The 21,966-nt window shown below is 63.4% G+C and carries 18 protein-coding genes and 1 pseudogene; 9 read left to right on the top strand and 10 right to left on the bottom strand.

The genetic code is table 11. From position 1 onward, the window contains the following. Positions 1–18: 18 nt before the first annotated feature. Genes guaB through NKL04_RS12115 form a run of 3 tightly spaced genes read left to right on the top strand, consistent with a single transcriptional unit; the run spans position 19 to position 2,552 of the window. Positions 19–1,521, top strand: a complete 1,503-nt coding sequence (gene guaB / locus NKL04_RS12125; RefSeq protein ID WP_023742866.1) for an IMP dehydrogenase — start codon at positions 19–21, stop codon at positions 1,519–1,521. A 19-nt stretch (positions 1,522–1,540) separates the two neighbouring features. Further along, positions 1,541–2,110 carry a hypothetical protein gene (locus tag NKL04_RS12120; RefSeq protein ID WP_023749016.1) on the top strand — a complete coding sequence of 190 codons (570 nt, stop codon included), beginning with the start codon at positions 1,541–1,543 and terminating at the stop codon, positions 2,108–2,110. A gap of 22 nt (positions 2,111–2,132) precedes the next feature. Continuing rightward, positions 2,133–2,552: an MAPEG family protein gene (locus tag NKL04_RS12115; protein ID WP_023673032.1), complete on the top strand. Its 420-nt coding sequence runs from the start codon at positions 2,133–2,135 to the stop codon at positions 2,550–2,552. A gap of 63 nt (positions 2,553–2,615) precedes the next feature. Here the strand turns inward: NKL04_RS12115 and rnd are convergent, their stop codons facing one another. From rnd to NKL04_RS12100, 3 genes are all read right to left on the bottom strand, one after another. After that, the gene (rnd, locus tag NKL04_RS12110; RefSeq protein WP_023700574.1) at positions 2,616–3,767 is read right to left on the bottom strand and encodes a ribonuclease D; all 1,152 of its coding nucleotides are present in this window, start codon (positions 3,765–3,767) and stop codon (positions 2,616–2,618) included. Positions 3,768–3,842: 75 nt separating this feature from the next. After that, positions 3,843–5,087 carry an MFS transporter gene (locus NKL04_RS12105; RefSeq protein ID WP_023700573.1) on the bottom strand — a complete coding sequence of 415 codons (1,245 nt, stop codon included), beginning with the start codon at positions 5,085–5,087 and terminating at the stop codon, positions 3,843–3,845. 104 nt (positions 5,088–5,191) lie between these two features. Then, positions 5,192–6,397, bottom strand: coding sequence for an MFS transporter (locus tag NKL04_RS12100; RefSeq protein WP_023700572.1), 1,206 nt, complete (start codon positions 6,395–6,397; stop codon positions 5,192–5,194). Between the two features lie 109 nt (positions 6,398–6,506). On the opposite strand from NKL04_RS12100, the gene NKL04_RS12095 reads away from it, so the two are divergent. Continuing rightward, complete coding sequence (locus tag NKL04_RS12095; RefSeq protein ID WP_023700571.1) at positions 6,507–7,265, top strand: DeoR/GlpR family DNA-binding transcription regulator; 759 nt, start codon at positions 6,507–6,509, stop codon at positions 7,263–7,265. 41 nt (positions 7,266–7,306) lie between these two features. On the opposite strand, the gene NKL04_RS12090 is transcribed toward NKL04_RS12095, so the two are convergent. Beyond that, positions 7,307–8,188, bottom strand: a complete 882-nt coding sequence (locus NKL04_RS12090; RefSeq protein ID WP_023700570.1) for a DMT family transporter — start codon at positions 8,186–8,188, stop codon at positions 7,307–7,309. A gap of 94 nt (positions 8,189–8,282) precedes the next feature. Between NKL04_RS12090 and NKL04_RS12085 the strand changes: the two genes are divergently transcribed. Beyond that, entirely contained in the window at positions 8,283–9,143 is an 861-nt protein-coding gene (locus tag NKL04_RS12085; RefSeq protein ID WP_081727421.1) for a LysR family transcriptional regulator, read from the top strand. Between the two features lie 27 nt (positions 9,144–9,170). Here NKL04_RS12085 and NKL04_RS12080 read toward each other — a convergent pair whose 3' ends face one another. After that, on the bottom strand, positions 9,171–9,590 hold the full coding sequence (locus tag NKL04_RS12080; protein ID WP_023700568.1) for a hypothetical protein: 420 nt from the start codon (positions 9,588–9,590) through the stop codon (positions 9,171–9,173). A gap of 214 nt (positions 9,591–9,804) precedes the next feature. On the opposite strand from NKL04_RS12080, the gene aspS reads away from it, so the two are divergent. Next, complete coding sequence (aspS, locus tag NKL04_RS12075; protein WP_084568507.1) at positions 9,805–11,598, top strand: aspartate--tRNA ligase; 1,794 nt, start codon at positions 9,805–9,807, stop codon at positions 11,596–11,598. A 230-nt stretch (positions 11,599–11,828) separates the two neighbouring features. Here the strand turns inward: aspS and NKL04_RS12070 are convergent, their stop codons facing one another. Then, a complete protein-coding gene (locus NKL04_RS12070) occupies positions 11,829–13,019 on the bottom strand; it encodes an aq_1923 C-terminal domain (protein ID WP_023700566.1) in 1,191 nt (396 codons plus the stop codon). 404 nt (positions 13,020–13,423) lie between these two features. On the opposite strand from NKL04_RS12070, the gene parC reads away from it, so the two are divergent. After that, complete coding sequence (parC, locus tag NKL04_RS12065) at positions 13,424–15,676, top strand: DNA topoisomerase IV subunit A (RefSeq protein ID WP_023694915.1); 2,253 nt, start codon at positions 13,424–13,426, stop codon at positions 15,674–15,676. Positions 15,677–15,955: 279 nt separating this feature from the next. Then, positions 15,956–17,170 (top strand): AI-2E family transporter, encoded by a 1,215-nt coding sequence (locus tag NKL04_RS12060; protein WP_023682419.1) that lies wholly within the window; start codon positions 15,956–15,958, stop codon positions 17,168–17,170. Here the strand turns inward: NKL04_RS12060 and NKL04_RS12055 are convergent. The 3 genes from NKL04_RS12055 to NKL04_RS12045 all read right to left on the bottom strand — a co-directional run bounded on the left by NKL04_RS12055 (position 17,158) and on the right by NKL04_RS12045 (position 19,550). After that, on the bottom strand, positions 17,158–18,054 hold the full coding sequence (locus NKL04_RS12055; RefSeq protein WP_023689526.1) for a DMT family transporter: 897 nt from the start codon (positions 18,052–18,054) through the stop codon (positions 17,158–17,160). The genes NKL04_RS12060 and NKL04_RS12055 overlap by 13 nt on opposite strands. A gap of 121 nt (positions 18,055–18,175) precedes the next feature. Further along, positions 18,176–18,940 carry an arginyltransferase gene (locus NKL04_RS12050; protein WP_023700565.1) on the bottom strand — a complete coding sequence of 255 codons (765 nt, stop codon included), beginning with the start codon at positions 18,938–18,940 and terminating at the stop codon, positions 18,176–18,178. 139 nt (positions 18,941–19,079) lie between these two features. Next, a complete protein-coding gene (locus tag NKL04_RS12045) occupies positions 19,080–19,550 on the bottom strand; it encodes an RDD family protein (RefSeq protein WP_023700564.1) in 471 nt (156 codons plus the stop codon). 190 nt (positions 19,551–19,740) lie between these two features. Here NKL04_RS12045 and sthA point away from each other — a divergent pair. After that, positions 19,741–21,128 (top strand): annotated as a pseudogene (gene sthA / locus NKL04_RS12040) (Si-specific NAD(P)(+) transhydrogenase). Positions 21,129–21,185: 57 nt separating this feature from the next. On the opposite strand, the gene NKL04_RS12035 reads toward sthA, so the two are convergent. Continuing rightward, entirely contained in the window at positions 21,186–21,857 is a 672-nt protein-coding gene (locus NKL04_RS12035; protein ID WP_245259901.1) for an alpha/beta hydrolase, read from the bottom strand. Between the last annotated feature and the right edge of the window lie 109 nt (positions 21,858–21,966).

Below are 21,966 nucleotides of genomic sequence, written 5' to 3'. Positions count from 1 at the left end.
CGTATCCGAGGACTGGCCATGGCAAAAATCATCGAAACGTCCACCGGCGCGCTGGCGCTGACCTTTGACGACGTGCTGTTGCAGCCCGGTCATTCCGAGGTCATGCCCGGTGAGACCGACATCCGCACCCGCATCGCCACCGACATCGACCTCAACGTGCCGATCCTGTCGGCCGCCATGGACACCGTCACCGAGGCGAGGCTTGCCATCGCCATGGCGCAGGCCGGCGGCATCGGCGTCATCCACCGCAATTTCTCGCCGGCCGAACAGGCCGAGCAGGTGCGTCAGGTCAAGAAGTTCGAATCGGGCATGGTCATCAATCCGGTCACCATCGGCCCCGACGCCACCCTGGCCGACGCGCTGGCGCTGATGCGCACCTATTCCATCTCGGGCATTCCGGTGGTCGAGAATGGCGGCAGCGGCGGCCAGAAGATCGGCCGCCTGGTCGGCATCCTGACCAACCGCGACGTGCGCTTCGCCTCCGATCCGGGGCAGAAAGTCTACGAATTGATGACCCGTGAGAACCTGATCACGGTCAAGGAGAATGTCGACCAGGACGAGGCCAAGCGGCTGCTGCACCAGCACCGCATCGAAAAGCTCGTCGTCGTGGACAAGTCCGGCAATTGCGTCGGCCTGATCACCGTCAAGGACATCGAGAAGTCGCAGCTCAACCCGCACGCCACCAAGGATGCGCAGGGGCGCCTGCGGGCGGCGGCCGCCACCAGCGTCGGCGATGACGGCTTCGAGCGCGCCGAGCGGTTGATCGATGCCGGTGTCGACCTCCTGGTCATCGACACCGCGCATGGCCATTCGCAGCGCGTGCTCGATGCGGTGACGCGGGCCAAGAAGCTTTCCAATTCCGTGCGCATCCTGGCCGGCAACGTCGCCACCGCCGAAGGCACGCAGGCGCTGATCGACGCCGGCGCCGATGCCGTCAAGGTCGGCATCGGCCCGGGCTCGATCTGCACCACGCGCATCGTCGCCGGCGTCGGCGTGCCGCAGCTTTCGGCGATCATGTCGGCGGTCGAGACGGCGCATAGATCAGGCGTGTCGGTCATCGCCGACGGCGGCATCAAATATTCGGGTGACCTGGCCAAGGCGCTTGCCGCCGGCGCCAGTGCGGCCATGATCGGTTCGCTGCTGGCCGGCACCGACGAAAGCCCGGGCGAGGTCTATCTGCACCAAGGCCGCTCCTTCAAGGCCTATCGCGGCATGGGCTCGGTCGGCGCCATGGCGCGCGGCTCGGCCGATCGCTACTTCCAGGCCGAAGTGCGCGACACGCTGAAACTGGTTCCGGAAGGCATTGAAGGGCAGGTGCCCTACAAGGGACCTGTGTCTGGCGTGCTGCACCAGCTTGCGGGCGGGCTAAAAGCCGCTATGGGTTATGTCGGTGGCCGCGACCTTGCCGATTTTCGCGAACGCGCCACCTTTGTGCGCATATCCAACGCCGGACTTCGTGAAAGCCACGCCCATGACGTCACGATTACCCGCGAAAGCCCGAACTATCCTGGCGGAGCCTGACCGGCAGCCAGAGCGGTACATGCTCTGGCGCCATCAGGCGACGATCGTGCTGCGGCTGGCGCGCCATGCCGGCGCGCTGTGCTTTGCCGCCGCGGCGGTTTTCATCATCATGACGCTGCTGGAATTCTTCTATTTCCGCCGGCTGAGCGGTGGCCTGCCGTCGCTCGACGTGCGCCTTGGCGGGTTCACGCCCGACGAGGGGATGGCCTGGCTGACGGCACTCGGCCGACGCGGCAGCGAGATCATCCTGGTCTGGCACTATTTGACTTTCGACCTTCTCTTCCCGGCGCTGCTGTCGCTGACCATGGTCAGCCTGATCCTGGCAACCGGGCGGCGGCTGAAGAATTTTCGTGCCATGCCGGTGCAGCTTCAGGCGCTGTTCGCGCTGGTCATCGTGCTGCCCTACACATGCGCCGACTACGCCCAGAACATTGCGGTGGCGCGGCTTCTGTCCGATGCGCTGTCGGCCAACCCGGATTCTCTGTCTTTCGCCTCGTCGCTGATCGTCACCAAATTCGCGCTGCTGGCGATCCCCGTCATCGTCATCGCGTTTTTGATCCTTGCCGCCCAGCGGCGTCCACAGGCATGAACGACAGAGCAGGGGCAACGCCATGAGCCAGACCGCGATTTTCTGGCCGATGCTGGCGCAGGTGTTGCTCGTCTATATCGTCTATGTCGTGATGGGCCGGCGCCGCTACGGCGCGGTCAAATCGGGCGAGGCCAAGGTCGGTCAATACAAGGTGCGCACGACCGAGCCCGGGTCGAGCGTCACGGTTGCCAACAATCTCATCAACCAGTTCGAACTGCCGGTGCTGTTCTATGTGCTGTGCCTGGCGCTGCACGCGACCAATGGCGTCAATTATCTGACCCTGGCCTTGATGTGGATTTTCGTGATTTCCCGCTATGGCCACGCCTGGGTCCACCTCACCAGCAACAATCTGCGGTTTCGCAGCCGCGCCTTCTACGTCGGCGCGATCATTCTCTTGCTGGCATGGATCTGGTTCGCGCTGCACCTGCTCGGAGCGGTGTAGGGCAGTTGTTTACCCTCCCCCTTGTGGGGAGGGTCGCTCCGCGCAGCGGAGCGGGGTGGGGGTCTACAAATCGAACACCGCGATCTTGCGCTTGTCGAACTTGATGCCGATTTCGCCGCGCACCAGCTTCAGTGCGGCTTCGCCGAACACGGCGCGTCGCCAGCCCTGCAGGGCCGGCACGTCGGCATCCTCGCCCTCGGCGGCGATGCGGTCGATGTCGTCGCTGGACGCCAGCACTTTCGAGGCGACGCCTTCCTTCTCGGCGACGATCCGCAACAGAACCTTCAGCAGCTCGGAGGCGGCATTGGAGCCCTCGGGCGGCTGAAAGCTCTTGGGCAGCTTCGGCATCTCTTCGCGGGGCAAAGCGAGCGCCGTGTTGACCGCGCCAAGCAATGCGGTAGCCGTCGACGAACGCTCCCAGCCTTTCGGCGTCGTGCGCAGCTTGCCCAACGCTGCCGCATCGCGCGGCGCCTGCTGGGCGACCTCGTATATGGCGTCGTCCTTGAGCACCCGGCCGCGCGGCACGTCACGCTCGCGCGCCTCGCGTTCGCGCCATGCCGCCACCGTCTGCACGATCGCCAGCTCCTGCGGCTTGCGCAGCCGCATCTTCAGCCGCTTCCAAGCGTCTTCGGGGTGCGGATCGTAGGTCTCGCGCGAAGTCAGCACCTCCATTTCCTCGTTTAGCCAATGGGCGCGGTTTTCCCGCTCCAGTTCGGCGCTGAGATGCTTGTGGACGTCGATCAGATGGGTGACGTCGGCCAAGGCATAGTCGAGTTGCTTGTCCGACAGCGGCCGGTGGCGCCAGTCGGTGAAACGCGAGGATTTGTCGAGCCGTGCGCCGGTGATGCGCTGCACCAGCTGATCGTAGGAGACGCTGTCGCCGAAGCCGCAGACCATGGCCGCGACCTGGGTGTCGAACACCGGATGGGGCACCAGATCGCCGAGATGGACGATGATTTCAATGTCCTGGCGCGCGGCATGGAAAACCTTGACCACCGCCTCATTGGCCATCAGCCGGAAGAACGGGGCGAGGTTGATGTCGGGCGCCAGCGGGTCGATCAGCGCGGTGACGCCGGGCGCCGCCATCTGGATCAGGCACAGAATCGGCCAGAATGTCGTTTCGCGGATGAATTCGGTGTCGACGGTGACGAAATCCGACTTTTCAAAAGCGGCGAGAACGGACTCGAGCTCATTTTGGGTGGTGATGACGTGCATCAAATCGCTTTTTAGTAACGGGTAAGGTTCTCTTTCAATTTCAGCCATGGGCGCTTTCGTCAAGCCGCCCTTCGGTCAAGTATCGGCCGATCCGTCGGAATCGCCATTTCTGCGCGCCAGCCGCGCGAAGACGGTTGATGTGCGCAGCAGCGCCGTGAAGCGGCTGCGCTTGCCCGCCGGCACGCTGCCGCGCACCTGCATGCGGTAGAGAATGACGGCGATGAGGGTGGCGTAGACGACTGCGCTGAAGACAAACAGGGCGCCCGGTCCGAAATGTTGCATCACTGCGGACGCCGCGAAGGGGCCACCAATGGCGCCGAAGGAATAGAACAGCATCAAGGCGGCGTTGATCAGCACGAACTCGCCCTTGTCGGCGCGGTCGTTGGAATGCGCCGCCGATAGCGAATAGAGCGGCATGGCGAAGCTGCCGAAGATGAAGACGATGATCAAATTGAGGGTCGGATCGGCGCCGGCGACGAAGACCAGCGCCAGCGCCGCGAACATGGCGCCGCATGTCGTGGCCAAAAGCACCGCGCGCCGATCCCAGCGGTCGGAGAGGTAGCCCAGCGGATACTGGATGAGGGCGCCGCCGAAGATGCCGACGCTGACGAAGGTGACGACATCGGCCACCGACATGCCGATCTGCTCGGCATAGACCGGCGACAGCGTGCGGAACGCGCTGTTGGTGACGCCGACGCAGATGCAGCCGAAGCAGCCGAGCGGCGAAATCCGCCAGACGCGGGCGAGATCGAGCTTGACGTCTTCCGGCGGCGTCGGGTTGGAGCGGTCGCCGAGCGACACCGGAACCAGCGACAGCGTGATCATCATCGACATGATGGCGAAGATGGCAAAGCCGCCGGGGCCGAAGATCGGGATCAGGAACTGCGCGCCGGTCACCGAGCCGATATCGACCATGCGGTAGATGGCCAGCACGCGCGCACGATCCTTGTTTTCGACGCCGGAGTTCAGCCAGGCTTCCATGACGGTGAACAGGCCGGCAAAGCAGAAACCGCCGGTAAAGCGCACCGCGCACCACATCACCGGATCGATGATCAGCACCAGGAGCAGAGTACTGGCCGCGGCGATGGCGGCGAGCGCTGAAAACGTCCGGACATGGCCGACTGCCTTGAGGATGCGGGTGACTGCGAGGCAACCAAGCAGGAAGCCGGCGAAATAGAACGTGCCCATCAGGCCGATGTCGGAGGCCGAAAACCCTTCCTGCGCGCCGCGCAACGCGATCAGCGTGCCCTGCAGCCCGTTGCCGCCAAGCAGGATGCCGGCGGCGATGAGGAGCGGGATCAGCGGGCGGATGGAGGACATACGGAACCGTTGCTTAGGTGGCTCCACAGTTCTGAACCATCGGTGTGGCCAATGCCAGTGGCTTGTCCCGCCGCCAACAGGTGTGTGGCTTCAAGTGCGGCCGTTCAAGCTCCGTCGGCCCTCGCCAAAGCTTCGCTCGCCGGCGCAGGCTTGCCCCGGGACGCCCTTCGGCCAAGCGAGCCGGCAGTCAGCAGGCTGAGGATGATGAAGGGGATGCCGATACCGAAGGCCGAGCGAATGCCCCAATGGTCGGAGACGAAGCCGAGCAATGGCGGGCCGAGCAGGAAGGCGACGAAGGAGATCTGCGACAGCGCCGCGACATTGATTGCCGCGGAGCGGTCCGTGCGTTGGGCCGCCGCCGAGATCGCCAGCGGAAAGATCGCGCTGCTGCCGATGCCAAGTAGCGCAAAGCCCAGCATCGATACGAGCGGGGCAGGCGAGAAGAAGACGAGCAGCACGCCGACCGCCATCGTCGCCAGCAGCACCCGTGCCACGACGCTCGGCGAGTGGCGGTCGACAAAGGAGTCGGCAAAGAAGCGCGTGCTCGCTTGCGAGAATGCAAACAGCGCCACGGTGAAGCCGGCGACGAAAGGGCCCGCATCGAATACGGTGCGCATGTAGATTGCCGACCAGTCGACGCTGGCGCCTTCCATCAGCATCGCCGACAGTGTCACCGCGACGAGGACGAGGATCGGCAGCGTCGGCCGCGCCAGCGTTGGCGCCGTCTCATCATTGCCGGCGAAGCGGCTCGGCGCCGGTTCGTAACCGCCGAGAAACAGCGCGATTCCTGTCGCCACCATCGGTACGACAATCGCCAGGTGCAGTTGCGGCGAAATGCCGAGATGCGCAAGCGCGGCGCCGAACAGGCCGGCGCCGAAAAAGCCGATGCTCCAGAACGAATGCGCCCGGTTCATGATCCGGCGCTTGAGCAGGAATTCGGTTCTGTCGGCCTCGACATTGAGAATGATCTCGACGCTGCCGATCATCAGGCCGACCGGAAACAGCATCAGGAACAGCGCAAGCGGCCCAGGCGCATGCACGGCAATGGCAAAGACAACCGACAAGAGCGGCACCAGCCCGAGCAGCGCGCGGCGGAAGCCGACGCGCTCCAGGATCGGCGCCGTCAGCGTCAGCGCGGTCAAGGTGCCGATTGGCGTCCCGATCAGGCTTAGCCCGAGCGTGCCGTCCCCGATGCCCATGGCGTGCTTGATGTCGGGCAGCCGCGGGAAGATTTGGCCCATGGCGAACGAATAGATCGCAAAGCCGGCGTAGACCCGGTGTTGCGGAGCGAGGCGGAGGCCAAAGGTCATGACGATGCTTTCGGGGAAGAGAGTCGACGGTTGTCACTGATTGATATGCTTACATCTTGCACAAACATGCAAATCGTGCAAGAACGTGCATGAAAAACAGGATCATGCAATGCTGACCGATCAGCGGCATCAAATCATTCGCGATCGCCTCGCCGTCGAGGGAAGGGTGCTGGCCGGCGAGCTGGCAAGCCGCTTCGGCGTTTCGGAGGACACGGTTCGCCGCGACCTCAGGGAACTCGCCAAGGCCGGGCAATGCCGCCGCGTCTATGGCGGTGCGGTCGCGCCCGCACCCTTCGCATCGACACCAGTCGGCCTGCGCGCCGGCCATGCGGTCGAAGAAAAGACGCGGCTGGCCCGCGCGACCGTGGCATTGCTTTCGGGCGGACAGACCCTGTTCATCGACAGCGGCTCGACCAATGCCGCGATCGCCGGGGCCATTTCGCGCGACCTCGAACTGACCGTCGCCACCAATTCCCTCGAAATCGCCTCTGTCCTGTCAGACCACGCTTTGGTCGAACTGATTGTGCTGGGCGGCCGGTTCGACCGCCACCTCGGCGCCTGCGTCGGCGCCGACACGCTTGCCGCCGTCGCGCAACTTGGCGCGGATCTGTTTGTTCTCGGCTCCTGCGGCCTCGATGCGTCGCGCGGCGTCACGGCCTTCGATTCGGCTGAGGCCGAGGTAAAGCGGGCCATGGCCAAGAACAGCGCAGGCATCGTCATCGCTGTAACCAACGACAAGCTGGCCACAGCCGCACCCTACCGGGTCGCCAGGCCAGAGGCGATCCGCCATCTCGTGGTCGAAAAGACCGCGCCGGCCGCGATCCTCGCCGACTTCGAGCGCCAGGGCGCTGAAATCCACTTCGCTTGAAGTAGCGCCGTGCGCGGGCTGTTCACGCAAGAGGCTGACCGTCACAGGCCGAATCTTCTGGTGGCTCCCGATGCGATTGCTATTCCAGTCAGCACCGCCACGAGCCCGACAAGCAGGTTCGCGCCGACCTGTTCGCCCAGGACGACGACGGCGAAGATCGACGCCGTCACCGGATTGACCGCGACCGAGACGGCAACCAGTGTCGGCGCGGCGCGCCCGAGCGCGAACCCCCACAGGAAGAAAATGAAGGCACCGCAGACGATGGCGAGATATCCGCTCGCGATCCATTGCGGTGCATTGAGCGTCGCAAGCCGCGCCAGGCCGCCGTTCGAGGCGGCAATCACCGACAGGCAGATGGCCCCCACGCCCATGCCGAACGCCACGAACGGGATCGGCGTGGTGCGCGACAGGAATGGTCGTGACCAGACGCTGTAGAGCGCCATGCAGAACGCCGCCGCGACCATGATGAGGTCGCCGCGCCATGCGCCTGCGGGAGCAGTCGCCAGGCTGGTGCCGAGCGCGACGGCCACCCCCGCCGTGGCGATCAGGACGCCGACGATCTTGCGCATGGTAGGCGGCTCGATCCGCAGAACCGCGCCGGCAAGCATGGTGAGCAGCGGCAGTGTCGAAAGCGCCAGCGCACCGCGCGCCGCCGTGGTGTAGACAAGGGCGCCATTGAAGAGCACCGAAAACAGCCCGAAGAACAGCAGGCCCAGGGCGCCGGCGCCAAGCCAGTCGCTCTTCGCAGGCCATTTGTCCCGCCGCCAGAGCGCCACTGCGGCCAGAACCAGAAAGCCGCCGCTGAACCGCACCGCGCCGATGGTAATCGGATCGAGCGTACCGGCGAGATATCGGGTTGCGCCGACAGCGGTGCCGCCAAGAGCGCTGGAAAGAATCGCCGCCAGCACGCCCAGAATTTCCATTCTTGTCCCAACCTGGCCAGTTCGGCGCCAGCGATATCGGGCAGGCGGGTCGAAAGGAATCGAATAAGTGCAATGAGTTTGATAATGCTTGGCTATGAACACCCTGGATCCCGAACTGCTGCGCGCCTTCATCGTCGTTGCCGACCGGCTCTCGTTCACGCGCGCCGCCGAACAGCTCAATCGAACGCAGGCAGCCGTCAGCCTGCAGGTGAAGCGCCTTGAGGAACGCCTCGACACCGCGCTGTTTCGCCGCTCGACCGCTCGAGTTGAACTGACCGCGGCCGGGGAGGGGTTTTTGACCGATGCCCGCCGTATCCTTGCCCTCAACGAGCAGGCGATAGCACGCGTTTCCAATCAGCGTGTGGCCGGGCACGTTCGCATCGGGGTGATGGAAGACTATGGCACCAAAATCCTGCCAAGCCTGCTTGCCGATATTGCCCAGCGATTTCCGCTCGTGCAGGTCGACATGGAGATCGGTCTCACCGCCTTGCTGCTCAAACGCCTCGGCTCATCTTTCGACGCCGTCATCGCCATGCACCCGGAAGGTACCTCCGAGGGCGATCTGATATGCCGCGAGCGTGCGATCTGGGCGGCCGCCTCCACCCGTGCCGTCGAAGAGCTCGATCCGCTGCCCGTCGCGCTGTCCTATCCCGATTGCCTGTTTCGCGCCTGGGCCATCGAGGCGCTCGACAAAGCCGGCCGTCCCTGGCGGTTGGCCTATGTCAGCCCGAGCCTGGCTGCTACGGAAGCAATCGTCGGGCAGGGCCTCGCGATCACCGTGGTCAAAGGCAGCATGCTGGCGCCGGGCCTGCGCGGTATCAATCCCGGCCGTTATGTGCCGCCATTGCCGGGGGCGGAGATACGCCTTCATCGCGCCGCAACGTCCTCCGCCAGCGCTTCATTGGTCATCGATCATCTTGCACAACGCCTCCAGCAGTCGGCTTTGGGCTCCTAGGCGGGGAGCCAGCTTAAAAGCAATCGTTCAAACCGTGCTGGAATTCGGCGCTTTCCTCGACGCAGCGTGTACGATGAACGCTTCAATATCTTCCTTCGAATAGCCAAGAAGAGTGCCTTCAAGCCTCGCCAGATCATTCGATGTGAAGATGTTGAAGGCCTCTCCGCTGCGGCACATCCGGGAGATCAACAAGCTCAGTTTGCAGCGCCATTCCTCTGTCGGCAGGCAGTAGCGGCGATCTTCCACGGACGTTTCTGGATCAAAGTGGGTGAACTTCAGGATGCGGCCTTGGTCGACAAACGGTGCAAAGCCCGCATCGCCAATATCTTCGGCGTCCACACCCGGCTCCGTCCCGAACAGGGCCATTGGCTTGTCGCCCTGAAGCATCAGTTCCAACTCGCGGCCATTGTGTGGCCCGACGCCCGGTGGAACTGTACGTTTTGGCATAAAGCATCTCCAGATTGCTTGAGGACGGCACTGTTGCGGGGAACACTTCTGGCGGCAAGCGCCAAGCCTGGCAAAGACTTCATGCTGACTAGCGGATAGAGAGACGACCCAAACCCGACTCGCCTTGACAAATCAGGCCTCCCATGCGCTTTTCGCGCAAATTTTGGACCGGGCTTTGAGCTCGGCCCACAACCCAGCACCCCGGACTTTTGACATGACAATGCATCGTTACCGCAGCCACACCTGTGCCCAGTTGAGAAAGAGCGATGTCGGCTCTTCCGTCCGCCTGTCGGGCTGGGTGCATCGCGTGCGTGACCATGGCGGCCTGCTGTTCATCGATCTGCGTGACCATTACGGCTTGACCCAGATCGTCGCCGATCCGGATTCGCCCGCCTTCAAGGTCGCCGAGACGCTGCGTGGCGAATGGGTGATCCGCGTCGACGGCGAGGTCAAGGCGCGCCTGCCGGACACCACCAACGCCAACTTGCCGACCGGCGAGATCGAAATCTTTGCCCGCGAGGTCGAGGTGCTGTCGGCAGCCAAGGAATTGCCGCTGCCGGTGTTCGGCGAGCCGGACTATCCCGAAGACATCCGCCTGAAGTATCGCTTCCTCGACCTGCGCCGCGAGACGCTGCACAGGAACATCGTGGCGCGCACCAAGATCATCGCTGAGATGCGCAAGCGCATGACCGATGTCGGCTTCACCGAGTTCTCGACGCCGATCCTGACGGCTTCCTCGCCGGAAGGCGCACGCGACTTCCTGGTGCCGTCGCGCATCCATCCCGGCACCTTCTACGCGCTGCCGCAGGCGCCGCAGCAGTACAAGCAGCTGATCATGGTTTCGGGCTTCGACCGCTATTTCCAGATCGCGCCCTGCTTCCGCGACGAGGACCCGCGCGCCGACCGCCTGCCCGGCGAATTCTACCAGCTCGACCTCGAGATGAGCTTCGTCGAGCAGGACGACGTGCTGTCGACCATGGAACCGGTGATGCGGGGCGTCTTCGAGACTTTCGCCAACGGCAAGCCGGTGACGCAGACATTCCAGCGCATCCCGTACGATGTCGCGATGCGCAAATACGGCTCCGACAAGCCGGACCTGCGCAACCCGATCGAGATGCAGGCCGTCTCCGACCATTTCCACGATTCCGGCTTCAAGGTCTTCGCCAACATCCTGGCCAACGATCCGAAGGCCGAAGTGTGGGGCATTCCGGCCAAGACCGGCGGCAGCCGCGCCTTCTGCGACCGCATGAACTCGTGGGCGCAGGGCGAGGGCCAGCCGGGACTGGGTTACATCTTCTGGCGTAAGGAAGGCGACAAGCTTGAAGGCGCCGGTCCGCTGGCCAAGAACATCGGCGAGGAGCGCACCGAGGCGATCCGCCAGCAGCTCGGCCTTGCCGATGGCGACGCCGCCTTCTTCGTCGCCGGCGATCCGAAGAAGTTCGTTACCTTCGCCGGTGCCGCGCGTACGCGTGCCGGCGAAGAACTGAACCTTGTCGACCGCGAGCGCTTCGAATTGTGCTGGATCGTCGACTTCCCGTTCTTCGAATGGAGCGAGGAGGAGAAGAAGATCGACTTCGCCCACAACCCGTTCTCGATGCCGCAAGGCGGTATCGACGCGCTCAACGGCGACGACCTGCTCGGCATCAAGGCCTTCCAGTACGACATGGTCTGCAACGGCTTCGAGATCGCCTCTGGCGGTATCCGCAACCATTTGCCCGAGACCATGGTCAAGGCGTTTGAGACGGTCGGGCTGGACCGCGCCACGGTCGAGGAGCGCTTCGGCGGCCTCTATCGCGCCTTCCAGTATGGCGCGCCGCCGCATGGCGGCATGGCGGCCGGTGTCGACCGCGTGGTCATGCTGCTGGTCGGGGCCAAGAACCTGCGCGAGATCACCATGTTCCCGATGAACCAGCAGGCCTACGATTTGTTGATGAACGCGCCTTCGGAAGCCTCGCCGCAGCAGTTGCGTGATCTGTCGCTGCGTGTCGCGGCAGTGAAGAAGGACTGACGGCAGCGTTGCAGCTGCCCTTTCTCCCCGTCTCTATACGGGGAGAAATGTCCGGCAGGACAATGAGGGGCAGCACGCATGCAGGCGATTGGCGAACGGCCTTAGCAGTTGGCGCCTTCTGACAATCGGTTCAGCATCGAACTACAATTTGCACGCGTTGGCGCCGCCCCTCATCTGCCTGCCGGCACCTTCTCCCCGTACAGTGACGGGGAGAAGGGAGCTAACTTCGATCAGTCTTCGTTGGCCTTGACGTGGACGCCCAGCGTCTTGGTCAGGTCGGCCGGGTTGGACATGGCGCCGGCCATGATCAGCGCGAACGGCACCGCTGCGGGCGGCTCGGCCGAAATCTCGAGGCTCTTCGGATCGTCGAGGTACTTGCTCACCGCCGCCGTCACTTCGGCGGTCAGTTCGGGATTGTTGAGCTGTGCCATGCCGAACGGCACGATCGCCTTGGCCTGGTTGGCGATGTCCTTGCCCGACATGCCCTGCTGCTTGCCGACATATTCAAGCACCTTGCCGGTGAGCGAATCGTCATCGAAGCGGATCGATGCGCTGTTGAAGGAGAGCTGCTGCAACAGGCCGAGCAGGGCCATGCCTTGCGCCGAATTGTCGGCGCCTTCGGGCTGCGCCGCCATCTTCTTCTGCATCTCCTGCAGCGACTTGACGAAGTCGACCGTGTAGCCGCCGAGGCCGAAGGTCATGCCGAGCGTGCCGGCATTCTCGACCGAGATGTCGTATTTCGACAGGTCCATCTTGCCGTCGCTCGGCTGCCAGGTGCCGCCGATCTCGATATTGCCCGAGATGTTCTGGTAGCCGAGGGCCTCGATGGCTTCCTTGGACTTCGCATCGTCGACCAGGGTCAGGTCGGCGTTGAACTTTTCCGTGGTGGCGGAGAACTCCATCGCCTTGCCGTCGGCCGGCGGCGCGATCTGGACAGCAAGCCCATCCACCGAGAAGGCGGTCTTGTCGGCAACCTTGACCGTCAGGTTTTCGAGTTCGGCCGACTTGTAGATCATCATCGAACCGAGCGGGCCCGTAGCGCCCTCGGCCGGGATGTTGGCGTCATGAATGACGAAGGGGGTGAGGTTGAGCGTGACGCCGTCCTTGCTGTGCTCGAAGGCCGAAGTCGTGATGGTCGCGACATCGAAGCCGCCATTGGCTTCGGTCACGCCCTCGAGCTTGACGTCGCCGATCGGCAGCGATTCCTTTTCGGCCGCCGGTTTGACCGACACGCCCTGCAGCACCATGCTGGAATTGTCGCCGGTAACGCCGGTCCAGGTGATATCGACGCCCTGGACGGCAAGTGCGGCCTTCAGTCGGTCGGCAACCGCCGTGTCTTGCGCAAAGGCGGCATTCAGCGGCAGCGTCAGCAAAAAGGTCGAAAAAGCAAGTTTCTTGAGTGTCGAACGTTGGATTGTCATCGCGAGTTCCCTGAGAGAGTCCTGAAAAAGTGTTTTCTCAATTCTACGCCATCACCATTCCGTGACGAACTGGACGGGAAAAAGGCGCTTTCCCGCAGAGTTGTCGAAAATCACGGCGAAAGGCAAATCGGAGCGGGAGCCTTCGCCCGATGCGGTGAATATGTCATGAAGGTCGGGCTCCCCTGCGTACCGTCTCCTGCCTTAGAGAGGGCGTGTAACAGATTGATGTTGGTTGGCAACAGCACTGCTACCGTTGCTGTTGCACAGGGACGGCAAGGGGGAACATGAAGTCCGTCACATCCATTGTCGGACCTTGAGCCGCCCTCGTAAGCCCAAAGGCTGCAAAGTGCGGATTTCCGCAGCCCCGCCTTGCCGCGAATCACCCGCTCGGCTAGTCCAGCCGCATGGGAAAAAGGATTTTGCCGCCTGAAAATGGCGGCGGTGACCACATCGAACCGGTCGATCTGAAGAAGGCGCTGGAAGAGCGCTATCTTGCCTATGCGCTCTCGACCATCATGCACCGGGCGCTGCCTGACGTGCGCGACGGGCTGAAGCCTGTGCATCGCCGCATCATGCATGCGATGCGGCTGCTCAGGCTCAACCCCGACCAGGGCTTTGCCAAATGCGCCCGCATCGTCGGCGACGTGATGGGCAAGTTCCATCCGCATGGCGACCAGTCGATCTACGACGCGCTGGTGCGCCTGGCGCAGGATTTCTCCATGCGCTATCCCCTCGTCGACGGGCAGGGCAATTTCGGCAATATCGACGGCGATAACGCCGCCGCCATGCGCTATACCGAGGCGCGCATGACCGAGGTGGCGAGCGATTTGCTTGCCGGCATCACCGAGGACGCCGTCGATTTCCGGCCAACCTACAATGAGGAGGACGAGGAGCCCGTAGTGCTTCCCGGCGCCTTCCCGAATCTGCTCGCCAACGGTTCCTCCGGCATTGCGGTCGGCATGGCCACGTCCATCCCGCCGCACAATGCCGCCGAGCTTTGCAACGCGGCGCTGCAGTTGATCGAGCAGCCGGACGCGCCCGTGACAAAGCTGATGGAGTTCGTCCAAGGGCCGGATTTCCCGACCGGCGGCATCATCGTCGACAGCCGCGCATCCATCCTGGAGGCCTATGAGACCGGCCGCGGCGGTTTTCGCGTGCGCGCCAAATGGGGCCAGGAGGATCAGGGCAGGGGCACCTGGAGCATCGTCGTCACTGAAATCCCCTACGGCATCCAGAAGGCCAGGCTGATCGAGAAGATCGCCGAGCTGTTGATCGCGCGCAAATTGCCGCTGCTCGAGGATGTCAGAGACGAAAGCGCCGAGGACGTCCGCATTGTGCTCGTACCGAAGAGCCGTTCGGTCGATCCCGGCATTCTGATGGAATCGCTGTTCAAGCTGACCGAGCTCGAAAGCCGATTTCCCCTCAACATGAACGTTTTGTCGCGGGGCAAGGTGCCTAACGTCCTGTCGCTGAAGGGCGTGCTGAAGGAGTGGCTCGACCATCGGCGCGATGTGCTGATCCGCCGCTCGAAGCATCGGCTTGGCGAGATCGAGAAGCGGCTGGAAATCCTTGCCGGCTACCTGATCGCCTATCTCAACATCGACGAGGTCATCAGGATCATCCGCGAGGAGGATGAGCCCAAGCAGGTGATGATGGCCCGTTGGTCGCTCACCGACACCCAGGCCGAAGCCATCCTCAACATGCGGCTGCGGGCCTTGCGCAAGCTGGAAGAGTTCGAGATCCGCAAGGAGTTCGACGGTCTCACCACCGAGAAGAAGCAGATCGAGGCATTGCTCGCATCCGACGCCAAGCAATGGTCGACGATCAAATGGGAAGTCACGCAGGTTCGCGACAAGTTCGGCCCCGAGACCGAACTCGGCAAGCGGCGCACCCAGTTCGCCGACGCGCCGGAGCACGATCTGACCGACATCGCGCACGCCATGATCGAGCGCGAGCCGGTCACCGTGGTGGTCTCGGAAAAAGGCTGGCTGCGGGCGATGAAAGGCCATCTGGCCGACCATTCCACGCTCACCTTCAAGGAAGGCGACAGCCTCAAGCTCGCCTTCCATGCCCAGACCACCGACAAGATCCTGGTCTTCACCACCGGCGGCAAATTCTACACCATCGGCGCCGACCGGCTGCCAGGCGGCCGCGGCCATGGTGAACCGATCCGCATCATCGTCGACATGGACAACGACCAGGACATCGTCACCGCTTTCGTCCACGACCCGAAGCGCAAGCTGCTGCTCGTCTCCTACGATGCCAATGGTTTCGTCGTGCCGGAGGAGGAGGTCGTCGCCAACACCCGAAAGGGCAAGCAGGTGATGAACGTCAAGGCGCCCGACGAGGCCAAGGCCTGCGTCCCCGTGTCAGGCGATCATCTCGCCATTGTCGGCGAGAACCGCAAGATGCTGGTGTTTGCGCTCTCCGAAATTCCGGAGATGGGCCGCGGCAAGGGCGTTCGCCTGCAGAAATACAAGGATGGCGGTCTGCTCGACCTGAAACCCTTCACGCTGGCGAGCGGCCTGTCGTGGCAGGATTCCGCAGACCGCACCTTCGTCAGGTCGCGCGAGGAGCTGGCGGAATGGATCGGCGCGAGAGCGTCGGCCGGTCGCATGGTGCCGAAGGGATTCCCGCGGACCGGGAAATTTGGTTGAAGCTGCTGATCTCCCCCCAAGTGGGGGAGATGGCCGGCAGGCCAGAGGGGGCGCTGTCCCGCCAGCGCATCAAATGGTCATGGCTCGCCACTCGGTCGCAACTCTTGGGTCTTCAATGTCGGGTGCCAGGCTGGCGATCCTTCGCGACCCCCTCTGGCCTGCCGGACATCTCCCCCACAAGGGGGGAGATTGGCAGCTTCACCAACCATTTGGACTATCGTCACGATTGCGGCACTATAACAGTGCATAAACGCTGTTAGGCCGGGGAGAATTGACCGTTTGAAGGAAGCGAAGATCCAGAAGCCTGAGCGTCAGCAGCGCCTGTTCGGCCTGTCGACTCCGTTGCGATCAGCTGTCATTCCTCCGCTGTCGGCGGCGCGCTGGCTGTTGGTGCTGATCGTCGCCGCCGGCGTTTATTTCTTCCACGGGTTCCTGTTTCCCGTGCTGGCAGCCCTCGTCATTGCTTTTGCCAGCTGGCCGCTCTACCGCCGGCTGCTTGCCGGTGTCGGCGGTAACCGCACCGTCGCCGCGACGCTCGCCATCCTGTTCATCCTCGCCTTCCTGGTGGTGCCGATAGCGCTCGCCGGCACCTACGCCATCAACGAGGTCCGCGAATGGGTCGGCTGGGCGATCGAGACCAACAGGCACGGCGCGGTCACACCGCACTGGATCACCTCGCTGCCTGTCGTCGGCGAGTGGCTGAACGAACAGTGGATCGACAATTTCGGCCATCCCGGCGGCATCGGCGAGCTGATCCAGCTGGTCAGCGGCGCTAATATCGGCAGCATCTATCGCGGCGTGCTGGCTGCCGGCGGCAGCGCCTTCGGCCTGTTGCTGACGCTGCTGTTCATGATGATCGCGCTGTTCTTCGCCTACCGCGACGGCGAACACTTTGCCAGCCAGATCGACCGGCTCGGCGAACGCATCCTGCCGACGCGCTGGGAGCGGATTTCGCGCGTCGTGCCGGCGACCATTTCCTCGACCGTTACCGGCATGACCGTGATCGCCATCGGCGAGGGGCTGGTGCTCGGCATCGCCTACTGGCTGGCCGGGGTGCCGTCGCCGGTGACGCTGGGCGCATTGACCGGCGTGATGGCGCTGATCCCCGGTGGCGCGCCGCTGTCGTTTACGCTTGTGTCGATCTACCTCGCCGCCAGCGGCTCGCCGATGGCGGGTCTGGCGCTGTTCATCTGGGGCGCGGTGGAGCTGTTCATCGTCGACAAGACCTTGCGCCCGAAGCTGGTCGGCGGGCCGATCAAGCTGCCCTTCCTGCCGACCTTTTTCGGCCTGATCGGCGGCGTAAAGACAATGGGCTTTCTCGGCCTGTTCATCGGCCCGGTGCTGATGGCGCTGCTCGTCGCGATCTGGCGCGAATGGCTGCGCGAGGTGGAACTGGCCGAAGACACCGTTCCCGACGCGGCGGCCGAGCTCGAAGGCGGGCCGCCGCAGATCGAGATTGTCGCCGGCCCGGCGAAGAAAAGTCAGGCTGGGTAAGCGACGGCGAGCGCTGCCCGGCGCTTGCGCCCTTCATGCAACTGCCACAGGGAATGGGCAACCAGCGTGACGATCAGGATCACGCCGCCGATCAAGCTGTTGCGCGACGGCGTCTCGGCAAAGATCATCCATATCCAGACCGGCGCCAAAACCGTTTCCAGGAGATAGAACATCGCCACTTCCGGGCCTGAAATGTATTTCGGCCCGTTGGCTAGGCAGAAGAAGGCGAACGGCATGATGACGGCGCCGTTGAAAACGATCCACCATGGCGCTTCCACCTGGAAACCGGTCCTGGAGACCATGAGCGCCGCCAGCCCGAACGGCAGCAGGACGCCGGTCAGCGCGGTGAATCCCATATCCCTGCCGCTGGCGCGTGAAACGGTGATTGCGCAGGCAATCGCCAAGGCCGAACACAGCGCCATCACATCGCCGAACAGATTTCCCGTGCCGACGGAATCGCCGACGATGATCGCGATGCCGACGATCATCAGCGCCATTGCCGCAAGCGTCAGCGGCTGCGGTCGCTCCTTCAGGAACAGCCACGACAGCAGCGCCGAGAACATGGTGGAGAAGGCCAGGATGAAAACCAGATTGGCGGTCGAGGTGTTGTAGACGGCAGTGATGAAGGCGATTGCGCCGAGCCCGTAGAGGGTGGCGACGACGAGCCCCGACCAGCCGGGTATCAGCTGCGGAGCATTCTTGCTGAACGAGCGCCAGATGGCCCATACGATCAGCCCTGCCACGAAGGTGCAGCCGGTGCGGAGCAAAAGGATCGTCCAGGCTTCGCCATGGGCGAGCCGGATCAGGGGAATGTCGATGGTCAGCGCCAGCCCGCCAAGCGCGGTGAGCAGGAGTCCTTTGGTGTGGGCATTGTGAGAGGACATGCAACGGCTTTCGCAATGATTTGAGCAGATGCCAGTCGGCGCAATCGCCCCGCCAACGGGCGGAAAGACCAGCATCGTCTCGGCTGAAAATGTTTAGATCAGGATCTGGTAAGAAGAAAAATCAGCGCGTGACCGCTTCGTGGTCGTAGCGTTCCCAGCCCTTCGGGCCGAGATGCTCCTGCGGCATGAAGCGCATCTTATAGTTCATCTTGCGCGAGCCGTTGACCCAGTAGCCGAGATAGACGTGGGGCAAGCCCATGGCCCGGGCGCGGGCGATATGGTCGAGGATCATGAAGGTGCCGAGCGAACGGTCCTCGAACTCGGGATTGAAGTAGGAATAGACCATCGACAGGCCATCGGCCATCTTGTCGGTCAGCGCCACGGCGATCAGCTCGCCCTGGCCCTTGCCGGTGATGAATGTGTCGGGGCCGCGGCGCCGGTATTCGATCACCTTGGTGTCGACATGGGTATCTTCGACCATCATGGCGTAGTCGAGCACCGTCATGTCGGACATGCCGCCGCGGCGATGGCGAGCGTCGAGATAGCCGCGAAACAGGGAATACTGCTCCGTCGAGGGCTGCGCGTCGTGCATGGCGCCGATCAGATCGGAATTGCGCTGGATCACCCGCTTCATGTTGCGGCTGGCGGTGAACTCCTGCGCCAGGATGCGCACCGAGACGCAGGCGCGGCAGGTCTCGCAGGCGGGACGGTAAGCGATGTTCTGCGAGCGCCGGAAACCGCCTTGCGTCAACAGGTCGTTCATCTCCGGCGCCTTGTCGCCGACCAGATGCGTGAACACCTTGCGTTCGAACTGGCCCTGGAGATACGGGCACGGCGATGGCGCGGTCAGGAAGAACTGCGGCGACTGGGTCGGATGGTGCGTCATCGAACCTTGGGAACACTCCTGCGAATCGCTCTACCTTTGGCTTGGCTGGCGAAAAATTCAACAGGATTGTGAAGGCGGGGTTGAACGGACCCCTTCACATTTGCGCACAAATGCCTGTTGGCGTCGGTTGAACGCCGGTTCAACGGTCGCTGCGGCTGACGCACGTGCCAAGCAGCAGGTCGTGCAGTGTGCGCTTGCGATCGGAAAACAGCGTCACCAGGAGGACGAGCGGCGTCAGGATGACCGTGCTCGCCCAGAACAGCACCGAATGGACAACGGCGGTGAGGCCGTCGATACGGCTGCCGTCGAGACGATCGAGTCGAATGCCCATCATCTTCATGCCTGATGTGGCCTGGTTGCGGCCGCCCAGCGTGTTCCAGATGTAGAGAATGGCGACCGCCGGCACGAGGATGGAATACAGCGCCCAGCCAAGACCGAATGTCAAAAGGCCAAGCACGGCCACCAGGATCGCGAACGGAATGGTGAGCAGCGCCACGATGCAATAGTCGATGATGAAGGCCAGGATGCGCCGCGTGCGCACACCGTCATAGGCCCTGACGTCGTCGAGCCTGCTGGTGATGATTTCGCCGTCAACTACGCGCGCGTTCATCTCATGTCCTCGTAACAGGCGCCACGCTAGGGTGCGCCGCCACTGAAATGGTGAAGACCGCGGGCGGAATCAAGATCGGTTGGTCCATCGGTCCGGCTCGGCGGTGTGACGAGGTTGAGCCGATTGAATTTGGTGGACGGATGGCGTTAGCTTGCTGCGGCGCAACAAGACGCCGAGGGGACGGGGTTACATGGATTACGACATGCTGGTCATCGGCAGCGGCCCTTCCGGGCGCCGCGCCGCGGTGCAATCGGCCAAGCTCGGCAAATCGGTGCTGGTGGTCGACAGGGGCCGGCGCCTCGGCGGCGTCTCGGTGCACACCGGAACCATCCCGTCGAAGACGCTGCGCGAGACGGTGCTGAACCTGTCCGGCTGGCGCGAGCGGGGCTTTTACGGCCGCGGCTACCGGGTCAAGCAGGACATCTCCATCGCCGACCTGGTCGAGCGGCTGCACAAGACGCTCGACCACGAGGTCGAGGTGCTGCAGCACCAGTTTATGCGCAACGCCGTCAAAAGCGTGCGCGCCATGGCGAATTCGTCGGCCCAAACAAGGTCAGCCTGACGGCAGACAATGGCGACTACTCGGAGGTTGGTTTCACCAATGCGCTGATCGCGGTCGGCACCAGGCCGCACCGGCCGCGCGACGTGCCTTTCGACAAGATCCGCGTCTTCGACAGCGATGAGATGCTGGAACTCGACCATCTGCCGCGCACGCTGACGGTGATCGGCGCCGGCGTCATCGGCGTTGAATATGCGACGATCTTTTCGGCGCTCGACGTGCCGGTGACGCTGGTGGAGCCGCGCAACACCATCCTCGATTTCGTCGACCGCGAGATCGTCGACGACTTCATCCACCAGATGCGCGACCGCGGCATGACCATTCGCCTCGGCAGTACGGTCAAGGAAATCGTCTCAAAACCCGACTATGCCGAAGTGACGCTCGCCGATGGCCGCACCATCCGCTCCGAGATCGTGCTTTACGCCGCCGGCCGCAGCGGCAATCTCGGCAGCCTCGGCCTCGACGTGGTCGGCATCGAGGCCGATTCCCGGGGCCGCATCAAGGTCGATCCGCAGACCTTCCAGACCAGTGCGCCCAACATCTATGCCACCGGCGACGTCATCGGTTTCCCCAGCCTTGCCTCGACATCGATGGAGCAGGGCAGGGTGGCCGCCTGCCACGCCTTCGGCGTGCAACTGCCACCGCCGCCGGAAACCTTCCCCTATGGCATCTACGCCGTGCCGGAAATCTCCACCGTTGGTCAGTCGGAGGAGCAGGTGCGCGAGAGCGGCGCTGCTTATGAAGTCGGTCTGGCGCGGTTCCGCGAAACCTCGCGCGGCCACATCATGGGCGTCAACTCCGGCTTTCTGAAGCTGCTGTTCTCGGTCGAAACGCGCCGCCTGCTCGGCGCCCACATCGTCGGCGAAGGCGCCACCGAACTGATCCATATCGGCCAGGCGGTGATCAACCTCGGCGGCACGGTTGATTTCTTCGTCAACAACACCTTCAACTATCCGACGCTGGCCGAAGCCTACAAGATCGCCGGGCTCGATGCCTGGAACCGGATGGGACAGGGCTAGGCGACGAGCATCTGCTCAGCTGTTCCGCCGGGCGCCGATGCGGTCTACCAAGGTCTCCTAGCCTGCCTGGCGTGCGACCAATGCTGGTCCCGCCAGCCATTGCCGGACGATGGCGGCATCCGGGTCGCCGATTTCGTGACCTGAAGGCACGATGCGCGCATCGACCTCGGCGCCATGTTTGTTGAGCAGCCTCACCAGTGGCGGCGCAAACGGCCCGTAGGTCTCGTCCGCGGCACCAGCGACAATCAGGACGCGCCTTCCTGTCAGATCGGTTGCCGGCGCATCGTCAAGCACGGGCATTGCTCTCAGCAACGCCGCTTTTCGGACGAGGCCGGAGTTGAGCAGCATCAGGCTGGAAACCAGATTGGCGCCGTTGGAATAGCCGAGGAAAGTCGCCCGGGCGAGGTCGAGCCCGTGGCGCTTTGCGGCCTCGCTTGCGAAGGCGGCAAAGTACGATGTTTCGGCACGGATGCTCGCCTGTTCAAAACTGGTCGGCGTGATCCGCTCGAACCAGCGGAAGCCGTCTTCTTGGCGGATGCGGCCACGCACCGCGACCAGCGTGGCGTTGGGGGCGATCTGCCTCGCAATCGGCACCATCGTCGTTTCGTCGACACCCGATCCGTGCAGTAAAAACAGGCTCTCGCCGCCGGCATTCTCCGGCTTGAGGAGGCGGTAGGGAAACGCCAGATCCTGATGCAGAAAGGCGTTCTCGTCGCTATATCGATGCACGCTCATATCTCATTGATTTCACGGAGACATTGGTCCTTTGCCAGCTTCAAAACGGAATATTTTCACGCTCCGCGAAATGTGATTGCAACAGGCTCATTTCAGACCGTTT

This window comes from Mesorhizobium sp. C264A, assembly GCF_040324515.1.
GTDB lineage: Bacteria > Pseudomonadota > Alphaproteobacteria > Rhizobiales > Rhizobiaceae > Mesorhizobium.
The sequence above is the reverse complement of the archived record's forward strand: the minus strand, read 5'-3'. Positions and strand labels throughout refer to the sequence as shown.